At 62.4% G+C, this 11,888-nt stretch carries 11 protein-coding genes and 1 pseudogene; 5 read left to right on the plus strand and 7 right to left on the minus strand.

Annotated elements, in window-relative coordinates:
• The first annotated feature begins 87 nt into the window (after nt 1-87).
• Nucleotides 88-1,401, plus strand: coding sequence for a prephenate-dependent tRNA uridine(34) hydroxylase TrhP (trhP, locus tag AB4N98_RS03305; protein WP_017526755.1), 1,314 nt, complete (start codon nt 88-90; stop codon nt 1,399-1,401).
• A gap of 36 nt (nt 1,402-1,437) precedes the next feature.
• Here trhP and AB4N98_RS03310 read toward each other — a convergent pair whose 3' ends face one another.
• The 7 genes and pseudogenes from AB4N98_RS03310 to AB4N98_RS03340 form a co-directional block, all read right to left on the minus strand.
• Complete coding sequence (locus AB4N98_RS03310; RefSeq protein ID WP_370737699.1) at nt 1,438-2,259, minus strand: methyl-accepting chemotaxis protein; 822 nt, start codon at nt 2,257-2,259, stop codon at nt 1,438-1,440.
• Nucleotides 2,260-2,343: 84 nt separating this feature from the next.
• Nucleotides 2,344-3,117, minus strand: a pseudogene (locus tag AB4N98_RS03315) (cache domain-containing protein); the annotation flags it as partial.
• Between the two features lie 97 nt (nt 3,118-3,214).
• Entirely contained in the window at nt 3,215-4,534 is a 1,320-nt protein-coding gene (locus tag AB4N98_RS03320) for a Na+/H+ antiporter family protein (RefSeq protein ID WP_161979905.1), read from the minus strand.
• 321 nt (nt 4,535-4,855) lie between these two features.
• A complete protein-coding gene (locus AB4N98_RS03325; RefSeq protein WP_460149255.1) occupies nt 4,856-6,175 on the minus strand; it encodes a sensor histidine kinase in 1,320 nt (439 codons plus the stop codon).
• Complete coding sequence (locus AB4N98_RS03330; protein WP_017526751.1) at nt 6,172-6,840, minus strand: response regulator transcription factor; 669 nt, start codon at nt 6,838-6,840, stop codon at nt 6,172-6,174. The genes AB4N98_RS03325 and AB4N98_RS03330 overlap by 4 nt, the downstream gene beginning before the upstream one ends.
• On the minus strand, nt 6,840-7,151 hold the full coding sequence (locus tag AB4N98_RS03335; protein WP_017526750.1) for a PepSY domain-containing protein: 312 nt from the start codon (nt 7,149-7,151) through the stop codon (nt 6,840-6,842). Before AB4N98_RS03335 ends, AB4N98_RS03330 begins: the two co-directional genes overlap by 1 nt.
• On the minus strand, nt 7,151-7,453 hold the full coding sequence (locus AB4N98_RS03340) for a PepSY domain-containing protein (protein ID WP_017526749.1): 303 nt from the start codon (nt 7,451-7,453) through the stop codon (nt 7,151-7,153). Before AB4N98_RS03340 ends, AB4N98_RS03335 begins: the two co-directional genes overlap by 1 nt.
• A gap of 156 nt (nt 7,454-7,609) precedes the next feature.
• Between AB4N98_RS03340 and AB4N98_RS03345 the strand changes: the two genes are divergently transcribed.
• The 4 genes from AB4N98_RS03345 (at nt 7,610) to AB4N98_RS03360 (ending at nt 11,866) form a co-directional block, all read left to right on the plus strand.
• Nucleotides 7,610-8,689 (plus strand): patatin-like phospholipase domain-containing protein, encoded by a 1,080-nt coding sequence (locus AB4N98_RS03345; protein ID WP_065876535.1) that lies wholly within the window; start codon nt 7,610-7,612, stop codon nt 8,687-8,689.
• Between the two features lie 76 nt (nt 8,690-8,765).
• Nucleotides 8,766-9,122: a 6-carboxytetrahydropterin synthase QueD gene (gene queD / locus AB4N98_RS03350; RefSeq protein WP_017526747.1), complete on the plus strand. Its 357-nt coding sequence runs from the start codon at nt 8,766-8,768 to the stop codon at nt 9,120-9,122.
• A gap of 273 nt (nt 9,123-9,395) precedes the next feature.
• Nucleotides 9,396-10,664 (plus strand): cytosine permease, encoded by a 1,269-nt coding sequence (gene codB / locus AB4N98_RS03355; protein WP_017526746.1) that lies wholly within the window; start codon nt 9,396-9,398, stop codon nt 10,662-10,664.
• Nucleotides 10,661-11,866 carry a PucR family transcriptional regulator gene (locus AB4N98_RS03360; protein WP_017526745.1) on the plus strand — a complete coding sequence of 402 codons (1,206 nt, stop codon included), beginning with the start codon at nt 10,661-10,663 and terminating at the stop codon, nt 11,864-11,866. The genes codB and AB4N98_RS03360 overlap by 4 nt, the downstream gene beginning before the upstream one ends.
• The last annotated feature ends 22 nt before the right edge of the window (nt 11,867-11,888 follow it).

Genomic DNA, 11,888 nt, shown 5'->3' on the forward strand with positions numbered 1-11,888 from the left:
ATCTTTGTTGCGGTAAGCGTAGACCCAGATCAATAACCCCTTCGGCGCCGCCCGGTACCCTCGCGCCCTTTTGCGGTCCGATTTGCCATGCCTCTGCTCCTTAGCCCTGAACTGTTGGCCCCCGCCGGCACCCTGAAAAACATGCGCTACGCCTTCGCCTACGGTGCCGATGCGGTATACGCCGGCCAGCCGCGCTACAGCTTGCGCGTGCGCAATAACGAGTTCGACCACGCCAACCTGGCCCTCGGCATCGACGAAGCCCATGCGCAAGGCAAGCGCTTTTACGTGGTGGTGAACATCGCGCCGCACAATGCCAAGCTCAAGACCTTTCTCAAAGACCTGGCCCCGGTGATCGCCATGGGCCCGGATGCGCTGATCATGTCCGACCCGGGGCTGATCATGCTGGTGCGCCGACACTTCCCACAGATGCCGATTCACTTGTCGGTACAGGCCAATACCGTGAACTGGGCCAGCGTCGAGTTCTGGCAGCAGCAAGGGATTTGCCGGGTGATCCTGTCGCGGGAGCTGTCCCTGGAAGAGATCGGCGAAATCCGCCAGCAGGTGCCGGCCATGGAGCTGGAGGTGTTTGTGCATGGCGCCTTGTGCATGGCCTATTCCGGCCGCTGCCTGCTGTCGGGGTATATGAACAAGCGCGACGCCAACCAAGGCAGTTGCACCAACGCCTGCCGCTGGAAATACCAGGCCACGCCGGCGGTGGAAAACACCACGGGGGAGATCGTCCAGGCGTATCAGCCGACCCTGGGGATTGGCACGCCGACCGACCAGGTGTTTGTGCTGCAGGAAGCCAACCGCCCCGACGAGCACATGCCCGCCTTCGAAGACGAGCACGGCACCTACATCATGAACGCCAAGGATTTGCGCGCGGTGCAGCATGTTGAGCGTTTGACCCACATGGGCGTGCATTCGCTGAAGATCGAAGGTCGCACCAAGTCGCACTTCTATTGCGCGCGCACCACCCAGGTGTATCGCCGGGCCATCGATGACGCCGTGGCCGGTCGCGCGTTCGACCGCAACTTGATGACAGACCTCGAATCCCTGGCCCAACGCGGCTACACCGAAGGCTTCCTGCGCCGCCATGTGCACGACGAGTACCAGAACTACCAGAACGGCAGCTCGGTGTCCGAGCGCCAGCAGTTTGTCGGCGAGTTAACCGGCGAGCGCCGGGGCGAATTGGCCGAGGTCAAGGTGAAGAACCGTTTTGCCGTGGGGGATCACTTGGAATTGATGACGCCCGCCGGCAACCTCCACTTTGACCTGGACACCTTGCACAACAGCAAGGGCCAAGCCATTGACGTGGCGCCGGGGGACGGGCACACGGTGTACGTGCACGTTCCGGCGCAGATGGACCTGCGTTTTGGCCTGCTGATGCGTGACGTGTAAACACTGTTGGGGCGAGCAAGCTTCCTCGCCACAGGGTCAGATCTTGAATTGCCCCACCAGTTGTCCGAGCCGCTGGCCAAGGTCGGCCAGGCTGCGCGAGGTCTGCGCGCTCAACTGCGTCTCATCGGCCACGTTGTCCACCGCCACGGCAATCTGATGCACGCTGCGGTTGATCTCTTCGGCGACGGCGGTCTGCTCTTCGGCGGCGCTGGCAATTTGCGCGTTCATCGAGTTGATGGTGCCGATCAACTGGGCCATGGTGTCCAGCGACGCCCCAGCTTGGTTGGCCTGGGCGGAGGTGCCGTCGCCGGCATCACTGGAGCGGCGCATCGCGTCCACGGCGGCCACCGTGCCGGTTTGCAGGCGGTCGATCATGCCCTGGATTTCCTGGGTGCTGGTCTGCGTGCGGCTGGCCAGGGCGCGCACTTCGTCGGCGACCACCGCAAAACCACGGCCGGCCTCCCCTGCCCGCGCGGCCTCGATCGCCGCGTTGAGGGCCAACAGGTTGGTCTGTTCGGCAATCGAACGGATCACGCTGAGCACACTGACAATCGATGACACATCCTGCTGCAAGCTGTCGAGGGACACGCCGCTGCTGCGGATGTCATTCACCAGCGCATGGATCTGCGCAATGCTGCCGTCCACCACGCGCTTGGCGGCCTGGCCTTCGGCGTCGGTCTGTTGTGCCGCCACGGAGGCGCCTTGCGCACTGCGCGCAACTTCCTGGGCCGCAGACGACATCTGGTTAATGGCGGTGGCCACTTGGTCGGTTTCGTGGCGCTGGCGCTCCATGGCCTGTTCGGAACGCTGGGCCTGGTCGGACACCTGGCTGACCAGCCCGGTCAGTTGCGCGGTCATGTCAGTGATCTGGCGTACCAGGCCGTGGATCTTGTCGACAAACCGGTTGAACGCCCCCGCGAGGTCGCCCAACTCATCCTGGCTGGTGATCGCCAGGCGGCGGGTCAAATCGCCCTCACCGGCGGCGATGTCATCCAGGTTGGCTTTCATCAAGTGCAACGGACGCAGGATGGTATTGGCCAGCACCATGCCCACGGCGGCAATCACCAGCAACACCACCACGGCCACGCCGAGGATGCTCAGCAACACACCCTCCATGCGTTTTTCCACCTTGGCTTCGACCACCGCCACCTGGGCTTCGATGCCATCGAGGTTCACCGAGGTACCGATGACCATGTCCCATTTAGGCAGGTATTCGGTGTAGCCCATCTTGGGCACCAGTTCGGTCTGGCCAGGCTGGGTCGAGCTGTATTGCAGGTAGTGAGTGCCGTCCTTGCCGACCTTGACCAGGTCGCGGTTGACGTACACACCGTTGGGGTCGCGATTGTCCTTGAAGCTCTTGCCCACGCCGTCCGGGCTGTTGCCCTTGAACAGGCGAATGGTCTCGGAGTCGTAGCCGAAGAAGTAACCGTCCTTGCCGTAGCTGGTGTTGGAGAGCAACTTCACCACCTCTGCCCGCGCCGCCGTATCACCGGGAGCGGCGGCGTCGTAGAGCGGTTTGACAGTGCTCATGGCCACTTCCACATAACTTTGCAGGGTGGCCTTGGCGTTGTTGAGCAGGCGCTCGCGGGTTTCAGCCACCTCGTTGCGTGCCTGGCCCTGGAGAATCCACACGGTGGTCAGGCTGATCACCAGGGCAAACAGCAACACCGGGACGACGGCGAGGGACAGGACTTTGGCCTTCAGACTCAGACGCATGACTTTTCTCTCTTATTAAGCGGCTTGAGAGGTTATCGGCCAATTACCCTGATTCTGTAGGACAACACGCATTTGTGGTCATGGGCGAGCAATGAGGTTACAGGGTCATGGCGGCCAACCAGCCAAATGCCAGCAACGGCAGGTTGTAGTGCAGGAAGGTCGGCACCACGGTGTCCCAGATATGGTGGTGCTGGCCGTCAATATTCAGCCCGGAGGTAGGGCCGAGGGTGGAGTCCGACGCCGGCGAGCCCGCATCGCCCAGCGCACCGGCCGTACCGACGATGCACACGATGGCCATCGGGCTGAAGCCCAGTTGCACGCACAGCGGCACAAAAATCGCGGCGAGGATCGGCACCGTGGAAAACGACGAGCCGATCCCCATGGTCACCAACAGGCCCACCAACAGCATCAGCAAGGCGCCGACACCACGGCTATGGCCGATAAACGCCGCCGAGGCTTGCACCAGCGAACGCACGTCACCGGTGGCCTTGAGCACTTCGGCAAACCCTGAGGCGGCGATCATGATGAAGCCGATCATGGCCATCATCTTCATGCCTTCGGTGAACAGGTCGTCGGTATCGCGCCAGCGCACGATGCCCGACACCGAGAAGATCAGGAACCCGGCAAGGGCGCCGATGATCATCGAGTCCAGCCACAGTTGAATGATGAATGCCGAAGCAATCGCCAGACCGGCCACCAGGAGGGTCAGCGGGTTGTACTGCACCGCCACTTGCTCGACCCGCTCGATTTTCTCCAGGTCGTACACGCGTTTTTTGCGGTAGCTGATAAACACCGCCACCAGCAGGCCGGCCACCATGCCCAAGGCCGGCAGGCTCATGGCGTGGGTCACGTTGACCTGGCTGATGTCCACGCCGCTGCCGGCGACGTTGGCCAGCAGGATCTGGTTGAGGAAGATATTGCCGAAGCCCACCGGCAGGAACATATAGGGGGTGATCAGGCCGAAGGTCATTACGCAGGCGATCAGGCGGCGGTCCAGTTGCAGTTTGGTCAGCACGTACAGCAGCGGCGGCACCAACAGCGGAATAAACGCGATGTGGATCGGCAGAATGTTCTGCGAGGCAATCGCAACCACCCACAACAGGCCGATCAACAGCCATTTGACGTGGCTGCCACCCGTGGCGTCCTGGCGGTCGACCAGCAACAGGGCCTTGTCCGCCAGCGCATGAGCCAGGCCGGACTTGGCAATAGCCACCGCGAAAGCGCCGAGCAGTGCGTAGGACAACGCCACGGTCGCGCCCCCACCCAAGCCGCCATTGAAGGCCTTGAGCGTGGCCTCGATGCCCAGGCCACCGGCCAGACCACCCACCAGGGCGCCGACAATAATGGCAATGACTACATGCACGCGGGACAGGCTGAGCACCAGCATGGTGCCGACCGCGGCGATGACTGCGTTAATCATGGTTACCTCAAGCAGAAACATAAAAGACAGGCATGCCCGCGCCCAGATGGCCATTGACTGGCAACCCGCTCGCAGACTTTAAGGAGGTCTTATTAGAGGGCGCGCACTTTGCAGCAGGCGGGCGCGCATGTCAAAAAGCGGCGCCGCTTTCGGGTTTGGATTGATCGCTTGAATAAACAAAACTGTCGATCGCCACGGCTGAGCCAGGCGTTGAACCGTCTGGCAAATCCGCCGCAGGGCTTGAGGGAGCAATTTTGGATTGAATGCCTTTACACATCGTGGGAACGAAGACTTTTCCCACAGCTTGATGGGGGCATGTCAGGCGTGGCGCTTGGGCAGTTCGATCAGCACCTTGAGCCCACCCAATTCACTGTCCTGCAATTGCAACACGCCACCCCACACCTCGACGATATCCCGCACGATGCCCAACCCAAGCCCGTGGCCCTCAGTCTGCTCGTCCAGCCGCGCGCCACGACTGAACACCTGGTCCCGTTGGGCTTCGGGGATGCCGGGGCCGTCGTCTTCCACCGTCAGCAGGTAAACGTGCGCGGTATCGCTGACGCTCAGGCGAATTTCGGCGTCCGCCCACTTACAGGCGTTGTCCAGCAGGTTGCCGAGCAGCTCCAGCAGGTCTTCGCGGTCCCAAGGCAGATACAGGCCAGGGGCGGCGTGGTAGCTGAGGTCCAGGTGTTCGCCGTGGATCATGTTCAGGGTGGCGAGCAAGCCAGGCAGTTCTTTTTCGCAGTCGAACAACGCCCCCGGCAGGGTTTCGCCGGCCAGCCGTGCGCGGTTGAGTTCACGGTTGAGGCGTTGCTGCACTTGTTCCAGTTGGTCGCGCAGCAGTTGGCTCAGTTCGGGGCGGTCCTTGAGCGCCTCGCTTGACGCTGCGCTCAATAACACGGCCAACGGGGTTTTCAGCGCATGCCCCAGGTTACCCAGGGCATTGCGGGAGCGCTTGAGGCTGTCTTCGGTGTGGGCCAGCAGGTGGTTGATCTGCGCGACCAGCGGCTCCAGCTCCTGTGGCACCTGGGTGTCGAGTTGCGAGCGTTGGCCCTGTTGCAACTGAGCGATCTGGTTGCGTGCGTTTTCCAGCGGGCGCAGGGCGCGACGCACCGTGAGCCGTTGCAGGATCAACACCAACAGCAGCGCCGCCAGGCCCAGCACCAGGCCGATCTGACGCATCAGCTGGAAACTTTCCCGCACCGGTGTGTAGTCCTGAGCCACGCTGATGGAAATCGAGTGGCCAAAGCGCTTGTAGTCCGAACGCAGCACCAGCAGTTGTTGGCCTTCGGGGCCCAGTTGCAGGTTGCCCTTGAGCCCGGCTTCGGGCAGTTGGGGCAATTCCTGGTCCCACAGCGAACGAGAACGCCAGTGCACATCGGCAAAGTCGATACGAAAGTAATGCCCGGAAAACGGCCGTTGATAGGCCGGCGACAGACGCTGCTCATCCAGCTGCACGCCGTTGGGCCCACGCACCAGCGCCACCAACAGGTTTTCCGCGTCGTTACGCAGCCCGGCTTCCAGGTAACGCTGCAAACCGGCCTCGAACAACCACAGGCTGGTTTGCGCCAGCACCACACCGACGACCACCATCACGCTGATCAGGCCCAGGCTCAGGCGTCGCTGAATCGACCTCATGCGGGGTTGGCGCCAAACCGGTAACCCTGGCCACGCCGGGTTTCGATCACGCTGCGGCCCAACTTGCGGCGCAGGTGGTTGACGTGGACTTCCAGCACATTGGAATCGCGTTCGGTCTCGCCATCATACAAATGCTCGGCCAGGTGGCTTTTCGACAGGATCTGCTCGGGGTGCAGCATGAAATAGCGCAGCAGGCGAAATTCCGCGGCGGTGAGCTGGATCTCTTCGCCGCCGCGCAACACGCATTGGCGGCCTTCATCCAAGTGCAGGCCGGCGGCTTGCAGGGTGGGTTGGTTGGCCTGGCCGTGGGACCGGCGCAACAGCGCCTGGATGCGCAGGTGCAGCTCTTCAGGGTGAAAGGGTTTGCTCAGGTAATCGTCGGCACCGGCCTTGAGCCCTTCGATACGCTCGGCCCAGGAGTCGCGGGCGGTGAGCACGAGCACCGGAGTGGCGAGCGCGGCGGCGCGCCATTGCGCCAGCACTTCGAGGCCAGGCAAACCGGGCAGGCCAAGGTCGAGGATGATCAGATCATAGGGTTCGCTGCGGCCCTGGTAAGCGGCGTCGCGCCCGTCAGCCAGCCAGTCCACGGCATAGCCCTGGCGCTGCAAGCCGGCCAGCAGTTCATCGGCCAGGGGTACATTGTCTTCTACCAGCAGCAGGCGCATCAGTCTTCCTCATCTTTAATCAGCGCACCGGTGGTAGCGTCAAGTTTGATCTCGCGCACCACACCCTCGGTGGTCACCAGCTCCACTTCATAAGCATATTGGCCGTGTTTTTTCTCAAGCTCGGCCTCTAGCATACGGGAGCCCGGATAGCGCGCCATGGCCTGCTGCAACAGCTGCTCCAGCGGCAGGATCACGCCCTGCTGGCGCAACGCGAGGGCTTCGTCCTGGTTGAGGTCGCGGGCCTGCAAACTTGAGCAGAACACCACAAGCACCAGTGCCACCCGACTGCCGGTGCGTAAATTTACCTTCATTACGTATCCTGATGATTCTTGAGAACCTGCCCGGTGAGCGCGTCCAATTCAACGTCCCATTCGATACCGTTGCGATCTTGCAGCTCGACCTCATAAACGTACTTGCCGTAGGCCTCATCCAGGTCGGTGTCCAGCAGCGTAGAACCGGGGTGCAGGGCCAGGGCCGTGGCTTCCAGTTGGTCAAAGGCGACAATTGTAACAGTGCCGGGTACGACCAGTGGTTTGTCCGGGTCCACGGCTCCGGCCTGGGGCGCCGCACAGGCGATGATAACGGCGGCGACCAGAGCGGTGAGGCGTTTCATGATAAATCTCCGTTACGCGATGTTATTCCTACACACGCCACGGTAACGGCTGCAACTTAACTGAAACTGAATTGCCACCATGGCAATTGCGCGTAGGCCTTTTCCCACAACCCGCGAGATTTTCTATACTGCCCCCTCGCTTCAATCGAGACCGGTATGACAGCCATCCACATCAAGTTTCCCGCCCTGACCCTCAAGGCCGGCAAACGCGCCCTCGCGCGCATCCGCGAACAGGGCCTTGCGCCTGCCGACGTCGGCATTCTGCCCGGTGCGGCCGGTGGCCCCAAGGCGCTGGGTATCCAGGGTCTGGACCTGGCGCTGTTCGGCGACTGGCTGCCGCGCGCGCCACGGGAACGGGCGCTGATCGGTGCGTCCATCGGCTCCTGGCGCTTTGCCAGTGCCTGCCTGCCCGACCCGGTACAAGGCCTGTTGGACCTCGGCCGGCTGTACAACGAGCAGCGCTTTGCCAAAGGCGTGACCATGGCCGACGTCAGCCAGAGCTGCCGGCGCATGCTCGACGACCTGCTGGCCGGCCGCGATGCGCGGGTGCTGGACAACCCCGACTATCGCCTGAACATCATGGTAGTCAAAAGCCACGGCCTGCTCGCCGATGACCATCGCGGGCGCCTGGGCCTGGGCCTGTCCTCGGTGATCGCCGATAACCTGCGTGGCCGCGCGCGGCTGTCGCGGCATTTCGAACGGCTGATCATCCATGACCCGCGCCAGCCGCCACCGGTGCATCCGCTGCAGGATTTTCCGTCGCGCTTTGTCGAATTGGATGCAGGCAACCTGCGCCAGGCATTGCTGGCCTCCGGCTCGATCCCCATGGTGATGCAAGGCGTACGCGACCTGCCTGGCGCCGGCAGCGGCACTTACCGCGACGGCGGCCTGCTGGACTACCACCTCGACCTGCCCTACCACGGCGACGATATTGTGCTGTACCCGCACTTCACCGACCGGGTCGTCCCCGGCTGGTTCGACAAGGGCCTGCCGTGGCGACGCAGCAATCAACAGGGCTTGCAGGATGTGTTGCTGCTGGCGCCGTCCAGGGACTACTTGGCCCGCCTGCCCCACGGCAAACTGCCGGACCGCAGCGACTTCAAGCGCTTCGTGGGCGATGACGCGAGCCGCAACACATACTGGCAAACCGCGATGAGCGAGAGCCGGCGGCTGGGGGATGAGTTCCTACAGTTGGCCGATAACGGCGGGCTGGGCGAGCGCTTGCAGGCGCTTTGACCGAGCGGTATGCGCGGCGAGGGATCAAGCTGTTAAACTCGCCGGCTGCCAGATACCTGACCGAGCTGAAAATACTGTGGAAATCTTCAAGGAATTTACATTCGAATCCGCCCACCGCCTGCCGCACGTGCCGGACGGCCATAAATGCGGGCGCCTGCATGGGCATTCGTTCAAGGTGGCTATCCACCTGAGCGGCGACCTGGATCCCTATACCGGCTGGATTCGCGACTTCTCGGAGATCAAGGCGATTTTCAAGCCGCTCTATGAACGCCTCGACCACAACTACCTCAATGACATCCCCGGCCTGGAAAACCCGACCAGCGAAGTGCTGGCCAAGTGGATCTGGAACGAACTCAAACCCCTGTTGCCGGAACTCAGCGCAATTCGCATCCACGAGACCTGCACCAGTGGCTGTATTTATCGCGGCGAATAAGCCTGCGATGTGTGTAAAAAACCACCCTTGCGGTGGTTTTTTTCGGCCTAGATGATTTACCACGCAGCCACCGTTTGACTGATCCATTTTGTATCACCCCTGCACCGCTTTCGTGCCCGACTGGGCAGCGCGAACACTCCCTCCGGCATTTCTTGCCTGTTTGGCTATAAATACTGTGCACGCTGCACAACTCACACCGTGCGCCCGTCACTGCTGCTGATTTGGCACGGGCGGTGCAATAGGCCTGCGTCACTCATTCAGGGAGCACGGCACATGACGCAGCAAGAACCGGGCAACGATTACCCTTTAAGCGAAGTCCCCATGCATGCGCGCAAAGGCCTGGCATCCACCGCCATGGTGCTGCTGGGCTTTACGTTTTTTACCGCGACCATGTTTGCCGGCGGCAAGCTGGGGGTGGCGTTCAGCTTTATCGACATGCTCGGCGTGGTGGCCTTGGGCAACCTGCTGTTGGGTATTTACGCGGCGGGCCTGGGTTATATCGCGTTCAAGAGCGGCTTGAACTCCGTATTGATGGGGCGCTTGTGCTTTGGCGAAGTCGGCAGCAAGCTCAGTGACTTGATCCTCGGCTTCACCCAGATCGGCTGGTACGCCTGGGGCACCGCCACGGCTGCCGTGGTGCTGGGTAAGTACTTCGAACTGAGCCAGGGCAACGTGCTGGTGTTGATGCTGGTGTTTGGCCTGGTATTTTGCGCCACGGCTTACGTGGGCTATCGCGGGCTGGAGATTCTTTCCTACATCGCGGTGCCAGCCATGGGGCTGCTGCTGTTTCTGTCGATGTGGGTCGCCACGGCCAAAGTCGGCGGTTGGGACGGCCTGCTGGCGGTGACGCCAACCGCTGAATTGGATTTGTCTACGGCGATCACCCTGGTGTTCGGCACCTTCGTCAGCGGCGCGACCCAGGCCACCAACTGGACGCGGTTTTCGCGCTCGGCCAGGGTCGCGGTGCTGGCCAGCCTGATCGGTTTCTTTATCGGCAACGGCCTGATGGTGCTGATCGGGGCCTACGGCGCCATCGTCTATCAACAACCGGATGTGGTCGAGGTGTTGCTGCTGCAAGGCTTTGCGCTGGCGGCGATGGCCATGTTGCTGCTCAATATCTGGAGTACCCAGGACAACACCATCTACAACTTCGCCGTGGCCGGCTGCAACCTGTTGCGCACCCAACGCCGCAAGACCGTGACCCTGGCCGGCGCGGTGATCGGCACCCTGCTGGCGCTGCTTGGCATGTACGACATGCTGGTGCCGTACCTGATCCTGCTGGGCACGGTGATACCACCGATTGGCGGGGTGATCATGGCCGACTTTTTCTACCGCTATCGTGGCCAATACCCGCGCCTGGCCGAGGCTCGCCTGCCGGCGTTCAACTGGCCGGGGCTGGCGGCCTATGCCGTCGGCACCGTGCTGGCATTCAACTCGCCCTGGGTCGCGCCGCTGGTAGGGATCGCAGCCGCGTCGCTTACCTACATCGTGCTGACGGCCGTACTACGTGTGCGTGCGCCATTGGCTGACGCTCAAGCATGAGCCTGACCGTCGCCGATGTGCTGGCCCTGCCTGGCCTTGAATCCATGCGCCTGCGCGCCGGCGAGGCAGGCCTGGACAACCCTGTGCGCTGGCCCTACGTGGCGGAAAACAGCGGGATCGCCGAGTGGGTGCTGGGCAGCGAGCTGGTGTTTGTCACCGGCATCAATCACCCACGGGATGAAGCGAACTTGCTGCAATTGCTGCAAGAAGCCTGTCAGCGCAAGGTGGCCGGGCTGGTGATTCTCACCGGGCCGGCGTATATCCAGGCGATACCCCAGCGGCTGCTGGATGCCGCGCACGCAGCGGGCATGCCGCTGATCGAGCAACCCTACTCGTTGAAAATGGTGCTGGTAACCCAAGCCATCGGCTCGGCGCTGATCCAGTTCGAGCAGTTGGGGCGTTCGCGCCATGATGTGTTGGAACGCTTGCTGACCGGTGACTTTCAATCCCTGGAAGTGCTGCTGCACAGGGCCGCGCAACTGGGTATGTCCCTCAACGGGCATTGGCAGGTGGTGCAATTGCAATTGGAGGGCAGCGAGTCGCTGTTTGCCCAGAACGATACACAACAGGTCGAAGCGCACCTGGCTCAGCAACACGACGGCATCAGTCGCCGCCTACGTCAGTGGTCGGCGGGGTTGCCGTTATTGGGCCGGGCCGGGAATTGGACACTGCTGCTGCCGGCCCCCGACGCGGTTGCGGCCCTGGCTAACCGCCAACAATTGGCCACCTGGTTGAAGCCGCTGAACCTGCGCCTGGCGCCGCTTAAATTGTTTACCGGCCTCAGCGCCGCCGCGCACCCACCTGCGCGCCTGGCCCAGGCCCAGGATGAAGCGCGCCAGGCGTTGGCCGCCGCGCGGCGTTTCAGCGAACGCGCCGGGCTGTGCGTGTACGACGAACTGGGCGTGCTCAAGTTACTCAGCGGCGTGCGTGATCGCGCCCTGCTCGACCACTTTCTCAATGAACGCTTGGGCCCGTTATTGCGCCACGACTTGCACCATGGCCCCAGCCTGATGCCGACTCTGGAAGCCTGGTTTCACGAGAATGGTAACCTGATGGCCGCCGCCCAGCGCCTGGCCCTGCACCGCAACACTGTGACGCACCGCGTCCAGCGCATCGAAGCCCTGTGCGGGCTGACGCTGGATAACGCCTATGACCGCCTGGACATCGGCATCGCCCTGATGATCTGGCGGCTGTCTGCCTGATTGTTTTTAGCCAAGAGGAACT

Source organism: Pseudomonas sp. S3_E10 (assembly GCF_054667615.1).